The sequence below is a fragment of the Mesorhizobium sp. WSM4819 genome (genome assembly GCF_055811215.1).
This window is the reverse complement of sequence record NZ_JBVVQO010000035.1, coordinates 23,566-47,826: the sequence shown is the minus strand read 5'-3', so window position 1 is coordinate 47,826 and position 24,261 is coordinate 23,566. Positions and strand designations below refer to the sequence as shown.

The 24,261-nt window shown below is 62.7% G+C and carries 27 protein-coding genes; 15 read left to right on the top strand and 12 right to left on the bottom strand.

From position 1 onward, the window contains the following. Positions 1 to 28: 28 nt before the first annotated feature. The 4 genes from AC0L18_RS25480 to AC0L18_RS25465 all read right to left on the bottom strand — a co-directional run bounded on the left by AC0L18_RS25480 (position 29) and on the right by AC0L18_RS25465 (position 2,567). The gene (locus AC0L18_RS25480) at positions 29 to 901 is read right to left on the bottom strand and encodes an MBL fold metallo-hydrolase (protein WP_473494696.1); all 873 of its coding nucleotides are present in this window, start codon (positions 899 to 901) and stop codon (positions 29 to 31) included. A gap of 145 nt (positions 902 to 1,046) precedes the next feature. Beyond that, positions 1,047 to 1,706: a peroxiredoxin gene (locus tag AC0L18_RS25475; RefSeq protein ID WP_473494695.1), complete on the bottom strand. Its 660-nt coding sequence runs from the start codon at positions 1,704 to 1,706 to the stop codon at positions 1,047 to 1,049. A 211-nt stretch (positions 1,707 to 1,917) separates the two neighbouring features. Next, complete coding sequence (locus tag AC0L18_RS25470; RefSeq protein ID WP_023797070.1) at positions 1,918 to 2,283, bottom strand: cell division protein ZapA; 366 nt, start codon at positions 2,281 to 2,283, stop codon at positions 1,918 to 1,920. Positions 2,284 to 2,294: 11 nt separating this feature from the next. After that, complete coding sequence (locus AC0L18_RS25465) at positions 2,295 to 2,567, bottom strand: DUF4164 domain-containing protein (protein ID WP_023797069.1); 273 nt, start codon at positions 2,565 to 2,567, stop codon at positions 2,295 to 2,297. A 304-nt stretch (positions 2,568 to 2,871) separates the two neighbouring features. Between AC0L18_RS25465 and tkt the strand changes: the two genes are divergently transcribed. The 6 genes from tkt (at position 2,872) to AC0L18_RS25435 (ending at position 11,525) form a co-directional block, all read left to right on the top strand. Next, the gene (gene tkt, locus AC0L18_RS25460) at positions 2,872 to 4,863 is read left to right on the top strand and encodes a transketolase (protein WP_473494694.1); all 1,992 of its coding nucleotides are present in this window, start codon (positions 2,872 to 2,874) and stop codon (positions 4,861 to 4,863) included. 157 nt (positions 4,864 to 5,020) lie between these two features. After that, positions 5,021 to 6,031, top strand: a complete 1,011-nt coding sequence (gene gap, locus AC0L18_RS25455; RefSeq protein ID WP_473494693.1) for a type I glyceraldehyde-3-phosphate dehydrogenase — start codon at positions 5,021 to 5,023, stop codon at positions 6,029 to 6,031. A 251-nt stretch (positions 6,032 to 6,282) separates the two neighbouring features. Then, positions 6,283 to 8,172: a potassium/proton antiporter gene (locus AC0L18_RS25450; protein ID WP_473494691.1), complete on the top strand. Its 1,890-nt coding sequence runs from the start codon at positions 6,283 to 6,285 to the stop codon at positions 8,170 to 8,172. 109 nt (positions 8,173 to 8,281) lie between these two features. Then, positions 8,282 to 9,478 (top strand): phosphoglycerate kinase, encoded by a 1,197-nt coding sequence (locus AC0L18_RS25445; RefSeq protein ID WP_473494690.1) that lies wholly within the window; start codon positions 8,282 to 8,284, stop codon positions 9,476 to 9,478. 153 nt (positions 9,479 to 9,631) lie between these two features. Further along, positions 9,632 to 10,657: a class I fructose-bisphosphate aldolase gene (locus AC0L18_RS25440; protein WP_473494689.1), complete on the top strand. Its 1,026-nt coding sequence runs from the start codon at positions 9,632 to 9,634 to the stop codon at positions 10,655 to 10,657. 136 nt (positions 10,658 to 10,793) lie between these two features. Continuing rightward, on the top strand, positions 10,794 to 11,525 hold the full coding sequence (locus AC0L18_RS25435; RefSeq protein WP_473494687.1) for an SGNH/GDSL hydrolase family protein: 732 nt from the start codon (positions 10,794 to 10,796) through the stop codon (positions 11,523 to 11,525). 26 nt (positions 11,526 to 11,551) lie between these two features. Here AC0L18_RS25435 and AC0L18_RS25430 read toward each other — a convergent pair whose 3' ends face one another. Together AC0L18_RS25430 and AC0L18_RS25425 are read right to left on the bottom strand one after the other, a co-directional pair. Beyond that, complete coding sequence (locus AC0L18_RS25430; RefSeq protein ID WP_077380491.1) at positions 11,552 to 11,713, bottom strand: hypothetical protein; 162 nt, start codon at positions 11,711 to 11,713, stop codon at positions 11,552 to 11,554. 164 nt (positions 11,714 to 11,877) lie between these two features. Next, on the bottom strand, positions 11,878 to 12,849 hold the full coding sequence (locus AC0L18_RS25425) for a ring-cleaving dioxygenase (RefSeq protein WP_473494686.1): 972 nt from the start codon (positions 12,847 to 12,849) through the stop codon (positions 11,878 to 11,880). A 257-nt stretch (positions 12,850 to 13,106) separates the two neighbouring features. Between AC0L18_RS25425 and AC0L18_RS25420 the strand changes: the two genes are divergently transcribed. The 4 genes from AC0L18_RS25420 to AC0L18_RS25405 all read left to right on the top strand — a co-directional run bounded on the left by AC0L18_RS25420 (position 13,107) and on the right by AC0L18_RS25405 (position 15,263). After that, on the top strand, positions 13,107 to 13,274 hold the full coding sequence (locus tag AC0L18_RS25420; protein WP_023797061.1) for a hypothetical protein: 168 nt from the start codon (positions 13,107 to 13,109) through the stop codon (positions 13,272 to 13,274). A gap of 84 nt (positions 13,275 to 13,358) precedes the next feature. Then, complete coding sequence (locus tag AC0L18_RS25415) at positions 13,359 to 13,961, top strand: DJ-1/PfpI family protein (RefSeq protein WP_473494685.1); 603 nt, start codon at positions 13,359 to 13,361, stop codon at positions 13,959 to 13,961. 101 nt (positions 13,962 to 14,062) lie between these two features. Further along, entirely contained in the window at positions 14,063 to 14,473 is a 411-nt protein-coding gene (locus AC0L18_RS25410; RefSeq protein WP_473494684.1) for a hypothetical protein, read from the top strand. 70 nt (positions 14,474 to 14,543) lie between these two features. Next, on the top strand, positions 14,544 to 15,263 hold the full coding sequence (locus AC0L18_RS25405; protein ID WP_023797058.1) for a helix-turn-helix transcriptional regulator: 720 nt from the start codon (positions 14,544 to 14,546) through the stop codon (positions 15,261 to 15,263). 167 nt (positions 15,264 to 15,430) lie between these two features. Here the strand turns inward: AC0L18_RS25405 and AC0L18_RS25400 are convergent, their stop codons facing one another. Continuing rightward, entirely contained in the window at positions 15,431 to 16,129 is a 699-nt protein-coding gene (locus AC0L18_RS25400) for a DUF1013 domain-containing protein (protein WP_473494682.1), read from the bottom strand. Positions 16,130 to 16,473: 344 nt separating this feature from the next. Here AC0L18_RS25400 and AC0L18_RS25395 point away from each other — a divergent pair, with 344 nt between their 5' ends. Beyond that, complete coding sequence (locus tag AC0L18_RS25395; protein ID WP_473494681.1) at positions 16,474 to 17,091, top strand: LysE family transporter; 618 nt, start codon at positions 16,474 to 16,476, stop codon at positions 17,089 to 17,091. A 145-nt stretch (positions 17,092 to 17,236) separates the two neighbouring features. On the opposite strand, the gene AC0L18_RS25390 is transcribed toward AC0L18_RS25395, so the two are convergent. The 3 genes from AC0L18_RS25390 to AC0L18_RS25380 all read right to left on the bottom strand — a co-directional run bounded on the left by AC0L18_RS25390 (position 17,237) and on the right by AC0L18_RS25380 (position 19,883). Then, on the bottom strand, positions 17,237 to 18,334 hold the full coding sequence (locus AC0L18_RS25390) for a helix-turn-helix transcriptional regulator (RefSeq protein ID WP_473494680.1): 1,098 nt from the start codon (positions 18,332 to 18,334) through the stop codon (positions 17,237 to 17,239). A gap of 262 nt (positions 18,335 to 18,596) precedes the next feature. Further along, complete coding sequence (locus AC0L18_RS25385; RefSeq protein ID WP_023797054.1) at positions 18,597 to 18,737, bottom strand: DUF1127 domain-containing protein; 141 nt, start codon at positions 18,735 to 18,737, stop codon at positions 18,597 to 18,599. Between the two features lie 132 nt (positions 18,738 to 18,869). Further along, positions 18,870 to 19,883, bottom strand: coding sequence for an NAD(P)H-quinone oxidoreductase (locus AC0L18_RS25380; protein WP_473494679.1), 1,014 nt, complete (start codon positions 19,881 to 19,883; stop codon positions 18,870 to 18,872). 193 nt (positions 19,884 to 20,076) lie between these two features. On the opposite strand from AC0L18_RS25380, the gene AC0L18_RS25375 reads away from it, so the two are divergent. The 3 genes from AC0L18_RS25375 to AC0L18_RS25365 all read left to right on the top strand — a co-directional run bounded on the left by AC0L18_RS25375 (position 20,077) and on the right by AC0L18_RS25365 (position 21,921). After that, positions 20,077 to 20,271 (top strand): DUF1192 domain-containing protein, encoded by a 195-nt coding sequence (locus AC0L18_RS25375; RefSeq protein WP_023797052.1) that lies wholly within the window; start codon positions 20,077 to 20,079, stop codon positions 20,269 to 20,271. 83 nt (positions 20,272 to 20,354) lie between these two features. Next, positions 20,355 to 21,602: an MFS transporter gene (locus AC0L18_RS25370; protein WP_023797051.1), complete on the top strand. Its 1,248-nt coding sequence runs from the start codon at positions 20,355 to 20,357 to the stop codon at positions 21,600 to 21,602. Between the two features lie 31 nt (positions 21,603 to 21,633). Next, a complete protein-coding gene (locus AC0L18_RS25365) occupies positions 21,634 to 21,921 on the top strand; it encodes an ArsR/SmtB family transcription factor (protein WP_254019480.1) in 288 nt (95 codons plus the stop codon). Between the two features lie 106 nt (positions 21,922 to 22,027). Here the strand turns inward: AC0L18_RS25365 and AC0L18_RS25360 are convergent, their stop codons facing one another. Together AC0L18_RS25360 and AC0L18_RS25355 are read right to left on the bottom strand one after the other, a co-directional pair. Next, positions 22,028 to 22,636 (bottom strand): glutathione S-transferase family protein, encoded by a 609-nt coding sequence (locus AC0L18_RS25360; protein ID WP_473494678.1) that lies wholly within the window; start codon positions 22,634 to 22,636, stop codon positions 22,028 to 22,030. Positions 22,637 to 22,733: 97 nt separating this feature from the next. Next, complete coding sequence (locus AC0L18_RS25355) at positions 22,734 to 23,585, bottom strand: alpha/beta fold hydrolase (RefSeq protein ID WP_473494677.1); 852 nt, start codon at positions 23,583 to 23,585, stop codon at positions 22,734 to 22,736. Positions 23,586 to 23,685: 100 nt separating this feature from the next. Here AC0L18_RS25355 and AC0L18_RS25350 point away from each other — a divergent pair, with 100 nt between their 5' ends. Further along, positions 23,686 to 24,213, top strand: a complete 528-nt coding sequence (locus AC0L18_RS25350; protein ID WP_473494676.1) for a winged helix-turn-helix transcriptional regulator — start codon at positions 23,686 to 23,688, stop codon at positions 24,211 to 24,213. Positions 24,214 to 24,261: the final 48 nt, after the last annotated feature.

Below are 24,261 nucleotides of genomic sequence, written 5' to 3'. Positions count from 1 at the left end.
GAGTTTGCAAAAGTTGGACCCGCGCCCCTCAAAGGCAATCCAACGGAAATTTCAAATAGCGGCGGCCGTTGGATTCCGGTTCCGGCAGGCGCCCGCCATTCATGTTGACCTGCAGCGCGTGCAGGATCAGCCTCGGCATCGGCATCGTCCTGTCGCGCGCCTCGCGCAACGCTACGAAATCGGCCTCCGTCCTGCAGGCGGCAACATGGGTGTTCTTGGATTTTTGTTCCGCGACCGTGCTCTCCCACAAGGGCTCGCGCCCCTCCGCCTGGTAGTCATGACCGACGAACAGACGTGTCTCGTCCGGCAGCGCGAGGATATTTTGGATCGAGCGCCAGAGTTGCGCGGCACTGCCGCCGGGAAAGTCCGCTCTCGCCGTGCCGCTGTCCGGCATGAACAGCGTATCGTGGATGAAAGCGGCGTCGCCGATCACATAGGTGATCGAGGCCAGCGTGTGGCCCGGCGAAAAAAGCACCTTTGCCGGAACGCCGCCGACCGAAAAGGTCTCGCCGTCGGCAAACAGCCTGTTCCACTGGGATCCGTCGGCAGGAAACCCCGGCCAGTTGTAGATTGCCTTCCACAGTTTCTGGACGTCGACGACCTTCTCGCCGATCGCCGTCGGCGCTCCTGTCTTCGTGCTGAGATAGGGTGCCGCCGAGAAATGGTCGGCATGCGGGTGGGTGTCGAGGATCCATTCAACAACCAGCCGTTGATCTTTAATGAAGTCGAGCAGGGCGTCGGCATTTTTCGTGGCAGTGGCGCCGGACTTCTCGTCGAAATCCAGGACCGGATCAATGATTGCGCATCGTCGCGTCTGCGGGTCGGCAACGACATACTGGATGGACCCGCTCGGCTTGTCGTAAAAGCCTGCCACCTGCAGCTTGGCCGATGATGCGTCCAATCCCGGCTCCCTCAACTCCCACCCGGCAGGAATGGTTTTCCCTGCCGGGGTAAAAGAAGAGCATGGTCATTCGCCAGCGCCACGCCGTCAAGCGCCGCATGCTTCGCCGAGGCAAAATAGCCGAAAATCCTTCCGTGCCGCTCGCTCAGGCGGAGGGCTGCTTGGTCTTCCGCAGATACGGCAGGATCGTCTCGAAGGCGCCGAAACGCCTGACCGCATCCTCGTTCGAAACAGCGGCGGTGATGATGACGTCCTCGCCCTGCTTCCAGTTCGCCGGCGTCGCCACCTGGTGCTTGGCGGTCAACTGTATGGAATCGATCGCACGCAGGATCTCATCGAAGTTACGGCCGGTCGTCATCGGATAGGTGAGAACCAGCTTGATCTTCTTGTCGGGGCCGATGACATAAACTGAACGCACCGTAGCGTTGTCGGCGGGCGTGCGACCTTCCGAGGTTTCGCCGGCGCCCGCCGGCAGCATCTCGTAAAGCTTGGCGACCTTGAGGTCCTTGTCGCCGATCAGCGGGTAGTTCACCGATTGGCCGGTCGCCTTCTTGATGTCGTCCTGCCATTTGCCATGGCTTTCGACCGGATCGACGGAAATCCCGATGATCTTGACGTTGCGCTTCTTGAACTCGCCTTCCAGCCCGGCCATCGTGCCGAGCTCGGTCGTGCAGACCGGCGTGAAATTCTTCGGATGGCTGAAAAGCACTGCCCAGCCGTCACCGATCCATTCGTGGAAGTTGATCGTCCCTTGCGTGGTTTCGGCCGTGAAATCCGGCGCGGTGTCGTTGATACGAAGGCTCATGATGCGTCCCTACCCTGTGATTGCAGCCGGCATTGACCATCCACCGGCCCTGCTTCCGCCTTTTTACCACTGCGGCGTCATCCTTCATACGCCTGTTGCACCGGTAGCGGCGCGGGCGACGAAAACTTTTTCGCCTTTTGTCGTAAACAGCAGCATTTCGCGCCCATTGATGCCGGCGCAATAGGGCGCTGGGCGCGACAGCAGTGGAAATCTAGGCCTTGTTCACCGCCAGCGTCGTCGCCAGATCTTCCATGCGCTGGGCGAGCGCGCCAAGCGCCTGGGTCAGTACGGAATCGTTCTTGTCGGCCTTGGTCAGCGCGTCGTCACGCGTCTTGCGCAGCGTCAGCACTTCGCTTTCCATGCCCTTGACGCGTTTTTGCAGTTCCGAAAGCTCGTCCATGACCATGATGCCGGCCATCACCGTCAGCCGCTGGTCGCCGATTTCGCCGAATGAGTCTTTCAGATGCGAGACATAGCGGTCGAAGCGCTCGGCAAGGTCGATCAGATGCTCTTCCTGGCCTTCGTCGCAAGCCATGCGATACTGCTTGCCATCGATGGAAACCGTGACTTGTGCCATTGGGCCAGCCCCTATCTATCCAACACGGCGCGGATGGTTTCCATGGCGGTCACCAGCCGACGCGACACTTCCTTGTTGGCGTCTTCCAGCCGTTCGGCGCGCGCTTCGGAATTGTCGAGTTCCTGCGCCAGCCGCGAGCGGTCGGCGTTCATGCGCTGCACCTCCGCCTCGGCTTCCGTATAGTCGCGCTCGTGCTCGAGCTTGGCCGCGACGGCGTTTTCCAGCCCCTCGATGGCCTTACCCAGCCTGGCGATGACTTCCTTGAGTGTCGTTTCCCCGGTCATGGCTTTCGTCCTGCGCCCTGCCCATCACCGAATCATCCACGTTCAGAACGCGTTATGTCTGAAACATTACGCGCCGTGTGAAGCCAACGTCAATAAAGCTCTCGCGACTGTCCCCTGCTAACGCTAATTTAGGCCACCAAAGCCCTTCTGGCGCCATCGCAAGTCCGGCAAAAGCGCCGGCTTACTGACCAACAAGATCGGCAAAAACGCGCCGGTTTGTTGACTAAAAAGCCGCGCCTGCTATGTGTCGCGCACCCCTTTCCAGGGCTCTCCCAAGGCCCCGAACCCCGACACTGGAGGAAGCATGACCTCGCGTGAACAACATGACCGGATGGCCAATGCGATCCGTTTTCTTTCCATGGACGCCGTCGAGAAGGCCCAATCCGGCCACCCCGGCCTGCCCATGGGCTGCGCCGACATCGCCACGGTGCTGTTCACGCGTTTCCTGAAATACGATGCGAAGAACCCGCATTGGCCCGATCGCGACCGCTTCATCCTGTCGGCCGGCCACGGTTCGATGCTGCTTTATTCGCTGCTTTATCTGACCGGCTACGAGGACATCACCCTCGACCAGATCAAGCATTTCCGCCAGGTGGGATCGAGGACGGCGGGCCATCCCGAATATGGCCATGCCGCCGGCATCGAGACGACGACCGGCCCGCTCGGCCAGGGACTTGCCAATTCGGTCGGTTTCGCGCTCGGCGAGCGCATCATGAATGCCGCCTTCGGCAACGACCTCGTTGACCACTACACCTATGTGCTGGCCGGTGACGGCTGCCTGATGGAGGGCGTTTCCCAGGAAGCCATCGCGCTTGCCGGACATCTCAAGCTGAACAAGCTGATCGTCTTTTGGGACAACAACAACATCTCGATCGACGGCCCGGTGTCGCTGGCCGACAACACCGATCAGGTCGCCCGCTTCCAGGCGTCCGGCTGGAACGCCAGCCACATCGACGGCCAGGATCCGGAAGCGATCGCCTATGCGATCGAGGCGGCGCGCCATTCCGACAAACCGACGATGATCGCCTGCAAGACGACGATCGGCTTCGGCGCGCCGACCAAGGCCGGCACCAACAAGGCGCACGGTTCGCCGCTCGGCTCCGAGGAAATCGCCGGCGCCAGAAAATTCTTCGGCTGGGATTATCCGCCTTTCGAGCTTCCTGCCGATATCCTCGATGCCTGGCGCGACGCCGGCAAGACCGGCATCAAGGCACGCACCGACTGGGAAGGCCGCCTTGCCAGTGCCGACACGCAATTGCGCAGCGAATTCGAGCGCCGCATCAGTGGCACGCTGCCGGCGAATTTCGACTCCGTCATCACCGACTACAAGAAGAAGCTCTCTGCGGACAAACCGAAGGTCGCCACCCGCAAATCGTCGGAAATGGCGCTCGAAATCATCAACGGCGCCGTGCCGGAAACCATCGGCGGCTCGGCCGACCTGACCGGCTCCAACAACACCAAGACCAGCCAGACCAAGAACATCACCTCGGACGATTACGGCCAGCGCTACGTTCACTACGGCATCCGTGAGCACGGCATGGCCGCCGCGCTCAACGGACTGACGCTGCATGGCGGCCTCATCGCCTATGGCGGCACGTTCATGTGCTTTTCCGACTATGCCCGTCCGTCGATGCGGCTCGCCTCGCTGATGGGCATCCGCTCGATCTTCGTCATGACCCACGATTCCATCGGTCTCGGCGAAGACGGCCCCACCCATCAGCCGGTCGAGCATCTGGCCGCACTTCGCGCCATTCCGAACCACAATGTCTTCCGCCCGGCCGACGCGGTCGAGACCGCGGAATGCTGGCAGTTGGCGATCGAACAGGAAAAGACGCCTTCGACGCTGGCGCTGACCCGGCAGAACCTGGCGGCGGTGCGCAACGACTTCGTTGCGGAAAACCTTTGTCGCCAGGGCGCCTATGAGCTTGCCGCTGCCAGTGGCGATGCGGCGGTGACGATCTTCGCTTCGGGCTCCGAGGTCGAGATTGCGCTGGCGGCGCGCGAGGCATTGGAGAAGCACGGCCATCCGACCCGCGTCGTCTCTGTGCCCTGCTTCGAATTGTTCGACAAGCAAAGTGCCGATTACCGGAACAAGACGATCGGCAACGCGCCGATCAAGATCGCCATCGAAGCCGGCATCCGCCAGGGCTGGGATCATTTCATCGGCACCGACGGCATTTTCATCGGCATGACCGGCTTCGGCGCCTCTGGCACGATTGAACAGCTCTATCCGCATTTCGGCATCACCGCCGAAGCAACGGTGAAGGCGGCGGAAGCCCGCCTGCACGGCGAGTAAATATGCTGGTCTCCAGCGAAGCCGCACATGGCGGTTTCGCCGGCAGCCGCGACCTAATGGACTTAAATCCAACCCATCGACGGCTGGATTCTTTGCCAGCCCGCCGTTATGAAGCTGCGGACTTGATCTTCGGCCTCCAACTCCCAGGGAGAGAAAAATGACCGTCAGAGTTGCCATCAACGGATTCGGCCGCATCGGCCGCAACATCCTGCGCGCCATCCACGAATCCGGCCGCAAGGACATCGATGTCGTCGCCGTCAACGACCTCGGCCCGGTCGAGACCAATGCGCATCTGCTGCGCTACGACAGCGTGCATGGCCGCTTCCCGCATGAAGTGACGGTCGACGGTGACCAGATCACCGTCGGCAGCGAAAAATTCAAGGTCACCGCGATCAAGGACCCGACGCAGCTGCCATGGAAGGAACTCGGCATCGACATCGCGCTCGAATGCACCGGCATCTTCACCGCCCGCGACAAGGCCGCTGCGCATCTGACCGCCGGCGCCAAGCGCGTCCTCGTCTCGGCGCCTGCCGAGGGCGCCGACCTCACCGTCGTCTATGGCATCAACCACGACAAGCTGACCAAGGACCACATCGTCATCTCGAACGCCTCCTGCACCACCAACTGCCTGGCGCCGCTGGCAGCCGTGCTGCATGAGGCCGTCGGCATCGAGAAGGGCATGATGACGACGATCCACTCCTACACCGGCGACCAGCCAACATTGGACATCATGCACAAGGATCTCTACCGCGCCCGCGCCGCAGCGCTGTCGCAGATCCCGACCTCGACCGGCGCGGCCAAGGCGATCGGCCTTGTGCTGCCCGACCTCAAGGGCAAGCTCGACGGCATCTCCATCCGCGTGCCGACCCCGAACGTCTCGGTCGTCGATTTCAAGTTCATCGCCAAGCGTTCGACCACGGTACAGGAAATCAACGAGGCGGTGATCGCCGCCTCCAACGGCAAGCTGAAGGGCGTTCTCGCCGTCACCCGTCATCCGAACGTGTCGATCGACTTCAACCACGACCCGCATTCCTCGATCATGGCGCTCGACCAGACCAAGGTCATGGACGGCAACTTCGTTTCGGTGCTGTCCTGGTACGACAATGAATGGGGCTTTTCCAACCGCATGGCCGACACATCAGTCGCCTTCGGCAAGACCATCGCCTGACCGCAGAACCATCTTCTTGCGACTTGAAACGCCCGGCCTGTCCGGGCGTTTTCATGACAGCGCGCAGCGCCCTTTTGAATGCGCAACGACGCTCTAAGGGTTTGTTTGGCAAGACCCGCGCCTTGAGCGCCAAAACACTCGAAAATCAGCGGCATAGCGCAAAAAACCACCCTCACGCCTTGCACCGGTCATGTCTTCGCCTCACTCTCCCGTAAAGCGAGAGGGACACGAATTCGAGGGGCAATTGGCGGATGGAGCATGCGATCTATCTCGTGACGTTGGTCGGCGCCGCTCTCGTCGTTGCCGCCGCGTTTTCGAGCCTGATCGCCTTCCGCTTCGGCGCCCCTCTCTTGCTGCTGTTTCTCTGCATTGGCCTGGCCACTGGAACCGACGGCCTCGGCATCCAGTTCGACAATGCGCGGCTGGCTTATTTTGCCGGCTCACTGGCGCTGGCGGTGATCCTGTTCGATTCCGGTTTCGGCACACCGCTCAACGCGTTGCGCCAGGCGGCCGGACCGGCGCTGTCGCTGGCGACCGTCGGCGTCCTTTTGACCACTGGCCTGTTCGGCGCGGTCGCCCATTATCTGCTCGATCTCAACTGGCTGGAATCCTTCCTGCTCGGGGCCGCTGTCGCCTCGACCGACGCGGCAGCGGTGTTCTTCCTGTTGCGCGCCGGCGAGATCAATTTGCGCGAACGCGTACGCTCGACGCTCGAGGTGGAGTCCGGCACCAATGACCCGATCGCCATCTTCCTGACCATAAGCCTGGTCGAGATCATCGCCGCCAACGCCAGCCCCGAGGCCAGGGTGCTGGTTACCGACCTTGTCCTCGGCTTCCTTCTCAACATGGGGCTTGGCGCCGTCGTCGGCATTTTCGGCGGCCTCGCCATCGTTCGCCTCGTCGACCGGCTCAATCTCGACCACGGGCTGCTGCCGATCTTCGTGCTGACGCTGTCGCTGATGGTGTTCGCCGCCGCCGGCGCCATTGGCGGCTCCGGCTTTCTGGCGGTCTATCTCGCCGGCCTCATTGCCGGCAATTCCGACATCCGCGCCGTCACCATCCTCAAGCGCTTCCAGGACGGCGTGTCGTGGCTGGCGCAGATCATCATGTTCCTGATCCTCGGCCTGTTCGCGACGCCCTCGCAATTTCCGGCGATCCTGCTGCCGGCGGTGCTGCTGGGCCTGTTCCTGATATTCGTGGCGCGGCCGATCGCCGTCTGGCTTTGCCTGATGCCGTTTCGTCTGCCGCGCCCGGAAGTCGCCTTCGTCTCATGGGTGGGTCTGCGTGGCGCCGTGTCGATCCTGCTCGCCATCACGCCACTGCTTGGCGGTCTTGAGAATGGCCGCCTCATCTTCAACACCGCCTTCATCGTGGTGTTGGTATCGCTGGTCATCCAGGGATGGACCGTCGGACCGCTGGCGCGCCGGCTCGGTCTGATCGTGCCCGCCCGGCTGGGTCCGTTGGACAAGGTCGAGCTCGAACTGCCTGGCTCCGCCCATCACGAACTGCTCGCCTACCGCGTGGCACCAGGCAGCCCGGTGGCGCGCGGCGAGCGCATTCCGCGCTGGGCGCGGCCGTCGCTGGTGCTGCGCGACGGCCGCTCGATGCGCTTCCAGGACATGGGCAGGCTCGCCGCCGGCGACCATGTCTACATCTTCGTGCCGGATCGCTATCCGGCCCTGCTCGACAAGCTGTTCGCCAGCCGCGCCGTGGTCGATCCCGAGGATGCCGACTTCTTCGGCGCCTTCGCCGTCGATCCGGCACGCTCCGCCGCAGAACTGGAAGCCGCTTACGCGCCGGGCCTGACCGAGGAGGAACGCAAGCTGACCGTCGGCGACCTGGTGACGGAGCGGCTCGGCGGCCATGCCGAATATGCCGACCGCGTGCTGATTGGTCCGATCGAGCTGATCGTCCGCGATGTCGACGACAAGGGCAGGATCACCGGTCTCGGTCTTTCCCTCGAGCCGACCGCGCCGGTGGCGCGGGTGCCGGTGTTCCTGAGTGCCGGCGAGATCGCCGACCGCATCGTTGGCTTTGTGCGCAATTGGCGCAAGCGGACCAAAAAGCCGGGTGCCGAGGCGCCGGACGACGCGGAACCGGCTCCACAGCCAGTGATGGAAAAAACAACCGGCGAGGGCTGACTGCTTGCGACCGAGGCGTGGATCATATTTTCCGTGAACGCCGATGCAGGTCTTGCATCGTCGTTGATGCGGGGTAAGGTCCCCGCGATTTTTCGCGAAAGGGAACAGCATGGCCGGCTTTAAGACACTGGACGACATCGGCAATATCGACGGCAAGCGCGTGCTGGTGCGCGTCGACCTCAACGTTCCTGTCGCCGACGGCAAGGTCACCGACGCCACCCGCATCGAGCGCATCGCGCCGACCATCGCCGAGCTTTCCGGCAAGGGCGCCAAGGTCATCCTGCTTGCCCATTTCGGCCGGCCCAAGGATGGACCTTCGCCCGAATTCTCGCTTGAGCCGATCGCCAGGGCGGCCGCGGAGGTGCTTGGCCGCCCTGTCGGCTTCGCGGCCGATTGCATCGGCGACAAGGCCGCGAGCGCCGTCGCCGCCATGAACAACGGCGACGTGCTGCTGCTCGAAAACACCCGCTTCTACAAGGCCGAGGAGAAGAACGACCCGGCCTTCACCGAAAAACTCGCCGCCAACGGCGACATCTTCGTCAACGACGCCTTTTCCGCCGCCCACCGCGCCCATTCGTCGACGGAAGGGCTTGCGCAGCTGCTGCCGGCCTTCGCCGGCCGTACCATGCAAGCCGAGCTCGACGCGCTGGAAAAGGGCCTCGGCAATCCCATCCGCCCTGTCGTCGCCATCGTCGGCGGCGCCAAGGTCTCGAGCAAGATCGACCTCCTGATGAATCTGGTGAAGAAGGTCGACGCGCTGGTCATCGGCGGCGGCATGGCCAACACCTTCCTCGCCGCGCGCGGCACCGCCGTCGGAAAATCGCTGTGCGAGCATGATCTCGCCAACACCGCCAAGCAGATCATGATCGAGGCGGCCGAAGCCGGCTGCGCCGTCATCCTGCCGGTCGACGGTGTCGTCGCCAGGGAATTCAAGGCGGGCGCCGCCAGCGAAACCGTCGCCATATCAGAGGTGCCGGCCGACGCCATGATCCTCGATGTCGGCGAAAAGACCGTGAAGACCGTTGCCGACTGGATCGACCGCGCCGCGACGCTGGTCTGGAACGGCCCGCTCGGCGCCTTCGAGATCGAGCCGTTCGACTGGGCGACGGTGGCGGCGGCCAGGCACGCCGCGGCCCGCACCAAGGCCGGCAAATTGATCTCGGTGGCAGGTGGCGGCGACACGGTGGCCGCCCTCAACCATGCCGGCGTCGCCGACGACTTCACCTATGTCTCGACCGCCGGCGGCGCCTTCCTGGAATGGATGGAGGGCAAGCCGTTGCCCGGTGTCGACGTGCTGAAGCGCTGAGGCCCTGGGCAACAGGCGAACAGGGGCGTTTGCGCGTTTCAATCGATTCGAGCTTTCCGCTTGGAATGGTTCGACTTGAACCTGCTTTGCTCTAGTGGTCTGCTAGCCCGGATTTTCACACTGTTTGGAACAACCGGTTCAGGAGGATGCACAATGAGCGAACGACTCGAGGACATTGCCGCTGCGATGGTGGCCGACGGCAAGGGTCTTTTGGCCGCCGACGAGAGTTCCGGCACCATCAAGAAGCGCTTCGACGTCATCGGCGTCGAATCGACCGCCGACAGCCGCCGCGACTATCGCGAGATGATGTTCCGCGCCAGGGAGGCAATGACCAGATACATCTCCGGCGTCATCCTCTATGACGAGACCATTCGCCAGAAAGCCGCCGATGGCACGCCGCTGGTCGACATCATCAAGGCGACCGGCGCCATTCCAGGCATCAAGGTCGATGCCGGCGCCAAGCCGCTGGCCGGGTACCCCGGCGACACCATCACCGAAGGCCTCGACGGCCTGCGCGAGCGGCTCGCCGACTATTACAAGCTCGGCGCCCGTTTCGCCAAATGGCGTGCGGTGATCGACATCGACGTCGCCAGGGACGTGCCCTCCGCCACGTCGATCGGCTCGAACGCCCATGCGCTCGCCCGCTATGCGGCGCTCTGTCAGGAGGCCGGCATCGTGCCAATCGTCGAGCCGGAGGTGCTGATGGACGGCGCCCACGACATCGGCACCTGCTACGAGATCAGCAAGGCAACGCTGGCGAAACTCTACACCGAGCTCTACGCCGCCCGCGTCGTCCTTGAAGGCACCATTCTGAAGCCGAACATGGTTCTCGCCGGCAAGAAGTCCGGCAGCACCAGCAGCCCCGAGGAAGTCGCCGAAAAGACCATAAAACTGTTCCGCGAAACGGTGCCGGCAGCGATTGGCGGCATCGCCTTTCTCTCCGGTGGGCAATCGGATGAGGAGGCGACCGCCAACCTCAACGCCATCAACGCCATCGGCCCGCATCCATGGAAGCTGACCTTCTCCTATGGCCGCGCCTTGCAGGCGGCGCCACAGAAAGCATGGAGCGGCAAGGCGGCCAACGTCGCCGCTGCCCAGGCAGCCTTCGCCCACCGCGCCCACATGAACCACCTGGCAGCGCTTGGCAAATGGCAGCCGGAGCTGGAACAGGCCGCCTGACCGGTCTTTTTAACTTCGTCCGAACCCGGGCCATGTGTCCGGGTTCCATCTGCTCCAAAATGCTCCATGAAAATGCGATTCCGGTGTCGGCTTGCGTTGAGCCCGAACGTCGCTTGCCCCCATCAACTGGCTTTTGATGCAGCGCTTTCTTGCCCTCCTCACCTGGCTCGCCTTTCCGGTCTATGTCTGGCAGGGGCTCGGCGTGCGCCGTCGCACCAGCCGCATGCTGCCGGCACAAGGTCCGGTCATGCACGAGATTTCGGGCCAGGTGCCGGCGATCTCGCTGCTGATGCTTGGCGATTCTTCCGCCGCCTCGGTCGGCATCGGCAATTCCGAATACGGGCTGGCCGCGCAACTGGCCGAGCTGATCTCGAAACGCACCGGCCGCGCGGTGCGCTGGCGGGCAGCCGGCTTCAACTCGGCGACCTCAGGCCAGATCCGCGATCATGTGCTGCCCAATCTGTCGGCCGATCCGTGGACGCATATCGTGCTCGCCGTCGGCACCAACGACACCAAGAACTTTCACTCGGTGCCACGCTTCAAGCGCGATTTTGGCGGCCTGCTCTACGCGCTGCGCGCCAAATGGCCGGAGGCGCGCGTGGTGTGGTCGCCGGTGCTGGAATTCACCCGCGCACCGGCAATGCCGCCGCTGCTCGGAAAGCTCCTGGAAATCCGCGCCGCCGAGATGAACCGGATGGGCGAGCGCCTTTGCCTCGAACGCGGGGCTGTGCCGGCGCCGCGCCTGCCGATCACCAATGCCGAAGCCGGTTTTGCATCCGACGGATTTCATGCCTCGGAAGCCGGCTACCGGGCCTGGGCGGAACATCTGGTCGATTTGGTGCTGGCCAACGAACCACGCCTCGCATAGCGGCCCGCCAGCGCTACGTCCCAGCCCTACGTCCAATGCCCCAGCGCCGCTGTTATCGAAATCGCCGCCATCGCCAATACCGCCAGCTTCCAGAAATCGCTGCGCCGCTTCAGCCCCGGCCAGCCGAGCGGCTTGATCAGCTGGATGACCATCATGGCAATGATAACGAGCGCGAGGAGTTTCGACATGCCGCTTTTGACTAGCGCATCGGCCCGCAAATCGAAATCGATTTTCGAAGAGCACGATGCGTAGAGTCATTCTGCTGGAGCATCCTATGCGCCTCCAAAGGACGCGCGCCCTCCAACATCACGGTCGGCTCTTAAAGTGCTCCTTTCGTTCGCTCACGGGAGCACTATGCCAGCGGCTTGAGACCGGCCTCGATCGCAGCCCGTTTCGGTTCGAGGAACGGTGGCAAGGCCAGCCTTTCGCCCAGCGTTTCCAGCGGCTCGTCGGCCGTAAATCCCGGGCCGTCTGTCGCAATCTCGAACAATATGCCGTTCGGCTCACGGAAGTAGAGCGAACGGAAGTAGTATCGCTCGACCTCGCCGCTTGACGGCAGGCGGAATTCGGCCAGCCGCGCCGTCCATTGATGCAAAATCTCCTGGTCCGGCGCCCTGAATGCGACGTGGTGGACCGCACCGGCGCCCTGCCGTGCCGGCGCAAGGCCCGGCTGCACGGCGACATGAATCTCCGCCGCCGGGCCGCCTTCTCCCATCTCGAAGACGTGAACCTGGCCCTGACCATCCGGCGAGGCATAGTTTCTCGCCTTGCGCATGTTCATCACCCTGGTCAGCAGGGTTTCAGTATTGGTGATGTCGGGAACGCTGACGACGACAGGCCCGAGCCCGCGTATCTGGTGCTCGATGGGGATCGGGCTTCGAGCCCAGGGATGACTGTCGCCCTTGCCGCCATCGCTGACGAGACGCAGGCGCTGGCCTTCCGGGTCTTCGAAGTCCAGCGACGGGTAGCCGCCGATATCGCCGATCTCTCCCGTCGCGCCGATCTCTTCCGTCGCGAGGGGGTCGCCGGGCAGGTGCTGCTTCCACCAGACAAGGCTTTCAGGGCTGGCGACCCTCAGGCTGGTCCGCACGATGCTGTTGGTGCCGCGCCGCTCGCGTCCGACCGGCCAATCGAAGAAGGTAAGATCGGTGCCAGGCGTCGCCTCGGCGTCGGCATAAAAAAGGTGATAGGCCGACGTGTCGTCCTGATTGACCGTCTTCTTGACCAGTCGCAGGCCCAGGGTCCTGGTGTAGAAACGAAGGTTTCCGGGTGCATTGGCCGTGATTGCGGTCAGATGGTGAATTCCTGTCAGTTGCAGGCTCATTGTCATCTCCCTGATCTCTGGAAAATTTTTCTCTTTAGATATCAGAACCCCGGCCCTGTCGCTGCTGCGGATTCCGACGGTCCGTCGTTGGCAGATGAAAGACTTGATCCCGGCGACCAGAAAGCCTGCTTCACTCGAGCAAACGGATCAGAACCGGCAAAACCTGGCACGCTCACCAAAGACCGCTCAGCCTCCTGACAGACTGCTGTCAGGAGGGCTGTGCGATAGTGTCTCCATCGAAAGAGAGGAGACTAGCCATGAACGGTTTTACCATTCTGCGTAGCGTTCAGCACTATGTCGGCAAGATCCGGACGATGCGCAACGAGATCCGCACCCGGCGTTTCATGAACGGGTTGCCGCAGAGCATCCGCAAGGACATCGGTTGGCCGGATAACTATGATTGCCGCCACCGCCGCGGCCATTGAGGCGATTTTTTCGCAGCAGCGGTTGCATGCGGACGCCACGCGCCCAGATAAACAGGTCCGGCGGACCGAAAGACGGAGCAGCAAATGTCCGAACAGAAAACTATGGGCGTTCTTTTCATCGATCGCTTCGCCGACTGGGAATACGGGCTGCTGGCGGCTTCGGCGGTCGAATGGTTCGGCGCACGCGCGGTTTCGCTGGCGCCGAACGGCAAACCGGTGACTTCGGCCAGCGGATTTATGCTGACGCCGGACCGCTCCACCGCGGTTGATGAAAACACCGATCTTGACGCCGTCGCGGTCATCGGCTCCGACCAGTGGGTCGATGCTCCGCCTGACGTCTCCGCACTGCTGACAGCCGTCGCAGCGCGCGGCGGTGTGGTCGGCGGCATCTGCGCTGGCACGCTGGCACTAGCGCGTGCCGGCCTGTTCGGCAACGCCAAACACACCAGCAATGGTCGTGACTGGATCAACGAAAAGGAACCGGGCTATCCGGGCGCCCAGAACTATCAGGACGTGCCCTATGCCGTCGCCGACGGTCGCATCGTGTCCGCGCCGGGTTCGGCTCCCGGCACCTTCGCTCTTGCCTATTTGAAGACGCTCTATCCCCAGAGAAGCAGCGATCTCGCTGAGATGCGCACGCTGTTCGCCAAGGAGTATGCAGAAGGGGAATATGCTGAAGCCTCCTGACAGTATGGTGTCAGGAGCGGCGTGCAATAATTCGAAAGTACCAGGAGACAGACATGGCCTTCATCCCTGTAACAGCTTCGGGCTCTTCGTCTAGGTGACGCATGGTAAAGAGCTGGAACGACAGGCTGAACACGCCGGGCATCAACGGTATCAAGCCGACGCCGCGGACTGTTGGCGACGTCGTCGAGGGCCAGCCGATGCTGATGCCGACGGCACGGCAGGTCGATGATTTCATCCGCTCCATTCCAAAGGGCGTGGCCATGGATGTCCGCGCGTTGCGCACCGCGCTCGCCATTGAGCACGGCGCCGAAGTGACATGTCCGGTCACCATCGGCTATCATCTGCGCACTGTCGCCGAGGCCGCCAACGAGGATCTGGAACGCGGCATGACGCTGAGCGACATCGCGCCGTTCTGGCGGGTGCTGGATGCAAAGACGCCGACAACAGGGAAGTTGTCCTTCGGCGCGGCATTCGTCGCCGCGCAGCGCAAGCGCGAAGGGCTTGAGCCATAATGCATCGCCCGAAAGTTGAAACCGGTTTGGGGACAACGACAGGCTAAAAACAACATCGAGGGACCGTACGATGCGCCGCGCCGACAGGCTCTTTCAGATCGTGCAGCATCTGCGCGGTGGCCGTCTGGTCACCGCCCAGAAGCTGGGCACGTGGCTCGAAGTTTCCGAGCGAACCATCTACCGCGACATCGCCGACCTGCAGTCGACGGGCGTGCCGATCGACGGCGAGGCCGGCGTCGGCTACATGATGAGGGAGGGTTTCGACCTTCCGCCGCTGATGTTCACGCGTGACGAGATCGTCGCGCTGGTCGCCGGCGCCCGCATGGTGCGCGCATTTGGCGGCGCTGCCATGGCGCGGGCCGCCGACGAGGCGCTGGTCAAGATCGGCGCCGTGCTGCCCGATGCCGAAAAGGACCGCATCGCCCGCACCGAGATCCACACGCCGATGTGGGTGGTGAGCGACGCCGCCCGCGAAGCAATCGACCTGATCGAGCGCGCGGTGGAAAAACGCCAGGTGCTGACCATCGACTACTCCGACGAAGCAGGCCGCAGCACCGTGCGCGACATCAGGCCATTGGGCCTGTGGTTCTGGGGCAAGGTGTGGACGCTGGTCGCCTGGTGCGAGATGCGCGACGACTTTCGCGCTTTCCGCATCGACCGCATTGCTTCAGTGGTCATAGCCGGCCGCGTCTTCAAGCCGGAGCGTGGCAAGCAGCTCGCCGATTTTTACCGTGCGGTGGAGCGCAGCGAGGACTACGGCATGGCGCCGGACCGGGCCGCGCGAACCTAGGCGCGGCGCCTCTTCCTTCTCCCCTTGTGGGAGAAGGTGGCCGCGAAGCGGCCGGATGAGGGCTGTTCCAGGGAACGCCGACGCCTCATTTCTTCCAACACCCCTCTTCCGTCTCAGCGCTGCGCGCCGATCCACCTTCTCCCACAAGGGGAGAAGGAAGAGGCGCCTCAGCCCTCCTCGTCGTCCTTGTCCTCGTCCTTCGACTTCAGCGCCGAGAGCTTGGCGAAGACGGCGTTGGCGTCGAGTTCCGCATCCTCGTCCCTTGGCTTCTCCGGCACCGGCACGAGGCGCTCGGTCAATGCCGCCGGCAGCAGCGTGTCGCCGGCCGGCTGTGCCTGTTCGCGGCCACGCGAGGCGCGGTTGACTTCCATGTCGAGGTCGATCTGCGAGGCGAGCCCCAGCGTCACCGGATCCATCGGCTGCAGGTTGGCTGAATTCCAGTGCTTCCTGTCGCGGATCTGGTCGATCGTCGACTTGGTGGTGCCGACGAGGCGCGCGATCTGCGCGTCCTTCAACTCGGGATGGTTGCGCACCAGCCAGAGGATGGCGTTGGGCCGGTCCTGGCGCTTCGACAGCGGCGTGTAGCGCGGACCCTTGCGCTTGGATTCCGGCACCCGCACCTTGGGGTCTGACAGCTTCAGCCGATGGTTCGGATCCTTCTCGGCGCGTGCGATCTCGTCGCGGCTCAGCTGGCCGGTCATGATCGGGTCCATGCCCTTGATGCCTTGCGCCGATTCGCCGTCGGCGATCGCCTTGACCTCGAGCGGATGCAGTCCGCAGAACTGCGCGATCTGCTCGAAGGACAGCGCGGTGTTGTCGACCAGCCAGACGGCGGTCGCCTTGGGCATCAGCAGCGTATTGGCCATTGCAAATATCCTTCTCGTTCGCCCGCGTTCCCGCGCGGGCGGTGGTTTTAGAGCCACCAAAATGGGAAAATCGCGGTTTATATAGCCGCTCCGTTGCCGTTCCGCAACGTTTTTGGAAGGTAGTCGCGAGATGGCGGGAGATATCGAACCTGTCAAGGCAGCCTTGTCGGCTTCAGCATCGCGCCTTCGGTGAGCCGCTCAGCGGCCGCGGCCGCTAGCCCGACAACAAAACGTCCTTCTGTCGGCATTTGCCGACTGTTAGTGGGAACATGTTTCATCCAAATTTCGCTTCGGTAGCGGCGACCTGCTTTGGGAGAGCAAGCCCCGCCGATGTGGGCTGATCGATGTTGGAAACCGGGCACGCTGTCGCGGCGGGGTTGTTTCCGTTCGCCATTTCCTATGCGCTTCTGGCAATGCTGCCGGGCGCCAATTTTGCTGTCGTCGCGCAGGCCGGGCTAACCGCTTCGCGTGCCACAGCACTTTCGGCCGCCGCCGGCATTGCCCTGGGCGCGAGTTCGCTGGCGATGGTCGTCGCGACGGGCGTTGCCGCGCTGCCGCCGGGGGGCATTGCGCACCAGATAGCCGCCAGCCTTTACGACGCAATGCTGGTCTTCATCGGCTGGAATTCGATGCGGCGGGCGCTGTCGATCACGATCGGCGCCGACGAGCCGAAGCCGGTTCCAATCCTTCGGTACTTCCGGCTGGGGTTTGTCACGGCGGCGGCAAATCCGGCCACCGCATTGTTTTTTGCATCCTCTGCGCTGAGCTTGAATACGCGCGGGGCAATCCAGATATCCCTGGCAGCGCTGGTTTTTGCCATTGCAATCGCCTGGTTTGGCCTTGTCGGGCTGGCTATTTCCCAGCCAGCCATGCGCGAATTCTACAACCGTTTCCGCAAGCACATGGACATCGTGCTGGGAGGCGCCTTGATAGCGATTGGTTTTGCCGCGCTTAGCCATTGAAGCGACAAATAGACGGCCTTTCCACCGATTTAATGCATGTCGCGCAAAAGTGTGCAGTGATTTTGCGATAACGACATGCATAAAAACAACAACCTTAAGCGCGTCGCATGAGGCCGGTCGAACGCGACGCGCTTTAGGCCGATCGTCATCTGCGATTGAGCGGTTCTGTGCTCTTGAGCAAGGCGACCAGCTGACTTTGCTGGCGTGTCCCGGTCTTGGCGAAAATCCGCTCAAGATAGGTCCGGCTGGTCTTCACGGTGATCTTCAAGTCGGATGCCGCATCTTTCAAGGGTCGTCCCCGCGAAAGCACGGCGGCCAGACGAGCCTCGGAGGGCGTCAGGTCGAACAGGCCCGCGAGGAGGGTTGGTGAAGGCACGACGGAACTGGCGCTTACCGCCGTCGCCGCAACCAGGATGTCCGCGCCGGAGAAAATATCATGTGCGGCGCGGCGCAGCGGCAAAAGATGGATGACCAGAGCCGGCCGGCTTTCGTTCGCAGCAACAGGAATGGATCGGATCGCGAAATCGTTGCGGTTCTCGAGAATGGCCCACTGGAAAAGCGCATTGGCGGAGGAATTGGCGATCGCCATGCCGCCATAGGCGGTTGGCAGAAACATCTCGGTCATTTCTTCCAGCAGGCTGTTGGCCGTCAGCACGCGTCCCGATGCAGCCATGACCGCGGCCGGCAGCCCGATGGTCTCGAGTGCCGAGACGGTCGCCCTGGCCTGTTCCAACCCCAATCGCGCCGAGACCATGCCGGCCCGCGCGAAATGCGGGCGAAGCTGGTCCAGCCGATCGACCGACGCCCGATCGTAGGTGCCATCCTTCATCCACCGTTGAAAGACGAAAGTGACGAGTTCGCCGCTCGGCATCGCAACTGCCGAACAAACGTGCGCGCCGATACCGGCCGCTCTCAGTTTTACCCGCACAGGATCGTTTTCGACCTCTTCGACTGTCAGGAAATCTTCGACCTGAACGAAGCTCGCCGGCTGCATGCTGCACATACGCTGGGTGGCGTCAGAGAATTTCCAGGCGTCGCTGGCGACAAATTCGTCAAACAAGGATCGGATGGCGTTGCCCGAAGAAACGTCACTCAATCTGCCGCGGACCGGAGAATCGGCGCTGAACAGGAAGATGGCGCCAGTGGCCGAACCAGAAATACTGCCGGCAGATCCGAGCGTCTCCCCCCAAAGCTCCGGCACGAAAGCCGCCTCGTAGATCTTGTCCGTCAGATCGTCGAACATGGGCGCAAGCCTGTTTCAGAGTCAGCACGCTACTGGCCCGGATCAGCGCTCCCACCCTCTGACCTAGTCCCGCGCGATCAAAATGCCCACGCTGAAACTGGAGTCAACCGCAGATTGCGGTCGAGTTGTATTCGGATCTGGATAGTGGCCATCATAGCAGCCGCTGCTGTTGCCTCGGACTTCAAAACGACAAAACCCGCCGGACTCGTCCAGCGGGCTCGGAACCGGCGGCGGCAAATCCGCCTGCCTCTTGCTTGGCGGATCAAAGCGTCTTGCGGGCGATCCTCTCGATGTCACCACGGTTGATGCCGAGGTCGTTGAGCTCGCGGGCGTTCAAGCGGTTCAGTTCGCGCACGGTTTCATTGTACATGCGCCAGTTACGGAAAGCACGGATCGGGTTCATGGTAGTCCTCCATCGTTTCGATGCCGCTCAAATAGGCACCGCTGATGAAAAGTTGAACAGACGCTTTTGCATGGCGGCAATGCGTTTGTTGCATTGCGCAATTAAGGTTTTGTTCAGCTTGCTTGCCGCCCGTCAGCCGACATCGAGCACGATCTTGCCGATGTGGTCGCCGTCCTCCATCCGCTCATGCGCCCGCCACGCCTCCCTGAGCGGAAAGATCATGTCCATGACCGGTGCTACCTTGCGGGTGCCGAGCAGCGGCCACACCTGCGCCTCCAGCGCTGCGGCGATCGCCGCCTTGAATTCGACGGTGCGCGGCCGCAGCATCGAGCCGGTGTGGGTGAGCCGCTTGGCCATCATCTTCGAGAAGTCGGTGCTTGCCACCGCCCCGCTCTGCGTGGCGATCTGGATGATGCGACCTTCCACCGCCGCGGCCTCGTAGTTTCGCGCCACATAGTCGCCGCCGACCATGTCGAGGATGACGTTGGCGCCCTTGCCGCCGGTCGCGTCCTTGACCGCCGCGACGAAGTCCTCCTCGCGGTAGTTGATCGCCCGGTCGGCGCCGAGCTTCAGACAGGCGTCACACTTCTCCTGGCTGCCGGCAGTGGTAATGACATGGGCGCCGAAGGCCGAGGCGAGCTGGATCGCCGTGGTGCCGATCCCGGACGAGCCGCCATGCACGAGCAGCGTCTCGCCGCTCTTCAGGGCGCCGCGTTCGAAGACATTATGCCAGACGGTGAAGTAGTTTTCCGGTACCGCCGCCGCTTCGGTGTGGGTAAAGCCGGCGGGCAGCGGCAGCACGCTGCCGGCATGCACCTTGACGTATTCGGCATAGCCGCCGCCGGGCGTCAGCGCGCAGACCCGGTCGCCGACGCGCCAGCGCGATATCTCGTCGCCAAGAGCTGCAACTTCGCCTGCCGCTTCGAGGCCCGGCAGGTCCGACGCACCAGGCGGCGGCGGGTAGACGCCCTTGCGTTGCTGCACATCCGGCCGGTTGATACCGGCGGCGCGCACCCGGATCAGGATTTCGCCAGGTCCGGGCACGGGCACGTCGCGCGTTTCCGGTTTCAGAACCCGCGGTCCGCCGGGTTCCGAGATCGCGATGGCCGTCATCTTCGCCGGAATCTTGTCCTGTCCACTCGCCATGAATTTTTCCCGTCTCGCTTCGCCAGTTCTTTCCGACTTGCCGGTTTTATTGCCGACTGTTTGCATCCATGCCCCTGCCCTATGTATGCTGATTGCCAAATCAGGCAAATGGCCACTGCAGCGCCGGGCGTGCGATTGGACGCGCCAAGGACGCTGTAGCCGTTTAATTTTGACGCATGAGCGAGGAGCGACGATGGCGATCTTCGACGACGAACCCAAAAAGAAAGCGCGCCCGCATGAGATCGGGCAGGATCTGTCGCTGCTTTCCGTCGATGAACTGTCCGAGCGGATCGGCATCTTGCGCGATGAGATCGCCCGGCTCGAAGCCGAGCTCAAGACCAAGAGCACCACCAAATCAGCGGCCGAGGCGCTGTTTCGCCGCGGATAGTTTCCAGAGCCGAAGCGCCCGCCGCGAAAAGCTCGAATGCGACTGTCTTCAGACCCTCCCCAAATTCCAGCCGGATCAGCTAAATGTTCGCAAGCTACCGACCGATCCTTTCGCTGCTTCGCGGCACCGCTTTCCTGCTGGCGGCAACCGGACTGCACGGGCTGTTGTTGCCGCTGCGCGGCCAGTTGGAGGGTTTCTCGACCGCATCGCTCGGCCTGATGGGCACGGCCTGGGCCGGCGGCTTCGTCACCGGCTGCTTCTTTGCGCCGCGCCTGGTGCGCCGCGCCGGTCACGTACGCGCTTTTGGCGCCTTTGCGGCATCGGGAGCCATCGTCGCACTGCTCACCGGCCTGATCATCGACGAATATATCTGGATCCTGCTGCGCGCCTTCACCGGCTTCACCATGGCCGGCGCCTTCATGATCATCGAAAGCTGGCTCAACGAGAAGTCCACCAACGAGAACCGCGGCGCCGTCTTCGGCCTTTACATGATGGTCACCTATGCCTCGATCATGGGCGGCCAGATGATCGTTGCCGGCGGTGATGTGAAGTCGGCCTCGCTGTTCATGATCACCGGTATCCTGTTCTGCCTGTCGCTCATTCCGACCGCAGTGTCGACGGCTTCGCATCCCAAGCCGCTGCAGGACGTCTCGCTCGACGTCAAGGGGCTCTATGTCAATTCGCCGGTGTCGGCGATCGCCTGCGTTCTGATCGGCGTCGCTAACGGCGCCTGGGGCACGCTTGGCGCCGTCTATGGCGCCCGCATCGGCATTTCCACGGCGGAGATCGCGCTGATGATGAGCCTGGTGGTCGTCGCCGGCGCCGCCATGCAACTTCCGGCCGGGCGTCTCTCCGACAAGACCGACCGCCGCTTCGTGCTGGCGGGCCTGGCCTTCGGCGCGGCGCTGTTCGCCATCGCGCTGTTCCTGTTCGAGCCGCGCTCCGGCGTCTTCGTCATCGTCTGCACCGCCGCCTACGGGGCCTTTGCCTACACGCTCTATTCGATCGCCGTGGCCCATGCCAACGACCACGCCCGGGCGGAGGATTTCGTTAAAGTGTCCGGCGGCCTGCTGCTGCTCTATGGTTTCGGCACGATGATCGGGCCGCTGCTGGCCGCCGGCCTGATGGGCTGGATGCGTCCGGAAAGCCTGTTCCTTGCAACGGCCCTCGCGCATCTTTGTCTGGCAGGCTATACGCTGCTGCGCATCAGCCGGCGCGCACCGGTGCCAATCGAAGACCGCGACGCCTTCAAGACGCAACCGGCCGAGCGCTCGATCACCCCGGAAGCGTTGCGGCTCGATCCGCGCAGAAAGCCTGAAACCAACGGTTGAGATTTGGAAAACTTTGCCCCACAAATAAGGCATGATGTTTTCCGACGCCTTCATGGCGATTGCCGATCCCAACCGGCGCTATCTCTTGGAAGAGCTTCGGCGCGGCCCGAAGACCGTCAACGAACTGGCCGCCGGGTTGCCGGTCTCGCGCCCGGCGGTTTCGCAGCATCTGAAAGTGCTGCTCGACGCCGGGCTGGTCAACGCCAAGCCGGAAGGGACAAGGCGCGTCTATACGGTCAGCAGTGCCGGTTTCCTGAAGCTCAACATCTGGCTCGACCAGTTCTGGGAAGTCGAGCAGCTTGGCTCGCCCGGAAGCTGAGGTGCGCCGTCGCATCTTTGCCAGTAGACAGGCATGGCGAAGCTTCTCTGGATCCAGGTGCTGGCGCTGAGCCGCACATCTCATTGAAACAATGTCTGACACCGGCCTAAGCGTTCCAGCTTGGACGTTTCTGAACGCGGTCGAGCCAATGATGGACATTGACGAGCGAGTCCGGGATGTCGGCTCCGAAGAAGGCGCCAAGCCACGCTGCGACGGCGGCGGTGATGTCGGCGACGGAATACTGGTCGCCCGCGATGAACGGGCGGCCATCGGCGATCTCGCAATCAAGCCACGCCCACTTTGCCGGAACGGCTTCGCGCTGGGTTTCGGCGAAAGCCGGGAACTGCACAAGTCGCTCCGCAAACATGGGATCGGAATGCAGCGCAATACTGCCGATCGTTCCGAAGATCTCGATCTCGGCGCGGCGGTTCCACATCTCGACCTTGCCTTGGCTGACCGCGTCCGAGCCGAATAGTGCCGGCGTTGGATGAAGCGCCTCCAGATAGCGGCAGATGGCGATGCTTTCGGTGATCACCGTCCCGTCATCGAGCACGAGCACGGGAATCTGGCCGAGTGAGTTGAGCTCAAGGAATTGCGGGGTTTTGTGCTCGCCTTTTGTCAGATCGACATCAACCCGCGGAACGTCGATGCCTTTCTCAGCCATGAAGATGCGGACGCGGTAGGAATTCGGACCGATGCCGCAGTAGAGTTTCATCATATCCTCCCGATTCTGCTGGTCTTTGGCTCAGGCTGGGGCGCTCGCGCGCATTCCACCCGCAGGTTGTATGGTGTGTCAAGGTCCGGCTCCGCGCTTACCTGGCTTGGCTATGGGTGACGATGGCATCAACGATCGCGGCCCAATCGTCGGGATGGAGTTCGTGGCCGCCGCCTTCAATGCGGACAAGCCTCGCGCCGGCAACTGCTTCGGCCAGAGCGGCGCCATGCTCGACCGGAAAGATCGGATCGGCGGTGCCGTGGATGACGAGGAGCGGAACCTTCAAGTCGTTCAGGCGACCCTTGCAATCCTCGCTGCCCCGATCTTCACCGCTCTCAAGCATGAAATGATTGGTCGCGCTTAGAAAACCGCCGGACCGGTCGTAGTCCTGTTCGACGAAGGCCCTCGTCCGCTTCTGGTCGAAGGGATGCGCGGTGCCGGCGATCGCATGTGCGTCCTTGACGATGTAGTCGACCACCTGGGCTCGGTCCGACCAGTCGACCTTGGCGCCTTCGGCCGAATGCTTCATATAGGCTTCGCTCGTCCCTGGCAGATGCGACGTGTCGATCCCGATTGGCGAAGTGCTGATCGCCGTTAGCGAGAGGATCCGCGACGGATATTTCAACGCCACGAGTTGCGCGATCATGCCGCCCATCGACATGCCGATGACATGCGCTTTCGCGATGCCATGATTGTCGAGGACGCGAATGGCGTCGTCCACCATGTCGTCGAAAGTGTAAGGCGGTTCGCCCGGCGCATATTTGGTCGAACGGCCGGTATCGCGATTGTCATAGCGGATCACGAACAGGCCCTTGCCGGCCAGTTTCCGGCAGAACGCCTCAGGCCACCAGAGCATCGAAGCCATCGCGCCCATAATCAGCAGCATCGGCGGATGCGCGGGATCGCCAAACGTCTGCGACACGATTTCGGGTTCCGCTGCCTTGGTCATGGTCGCCGTCTCCTCTCTGCAAAACCGATTGCATTTCGCAATCAGTTGCACGATAATAAAACTGCTATGATAATGCAACCGGTTTCTATCGGAGATTCGCATGAGCAACGATCATCGGTCTGGGTGCCCGATCAACCTGTCGCTTGAAGTGTTCGGCGACCGGTGGAGCCTGATCATCCTCCGCGACATGATTTTCGGCGGCAAACGCCACTTTCGCGACCTGCTCAACGGGTCATTGGAACGCATCGCTTCCAACATCCTCGCCGATCGGCTGAAGCGGCTGATGGAACTCGGCATGCTGACCAGGGCCGACGATCCCACCCACAAGCAGAAGGCGATCTACAGCCTGACCGAAATGGCGATAACGCTGGTGCCGATCCTGGCGCATCTCGGCGCCTGGGGTCGCGTCTGGCTGCCGGTCAGCGAGGAGCTCTCGATCCGCGCCGAGCTTCTGGAAAAGGGCGGCCCGCCGATGTGGGAAAAGTTCATGGACGAACTGCGCCACGAACATCTGGGCACGCCTTCCGACACGCCGCCGGATGCCACCGTGCGTGCGACGTTGCAGGCCGGATACGAGGCGGTTGTCGCCCGAAAGGCGGCGGGCGCCGGGTGCGATGCCGGCGCCTGACCAACTTATTTCCCCCATCGCAGGGCGGCTCTGCTATTAAAGCCGTTG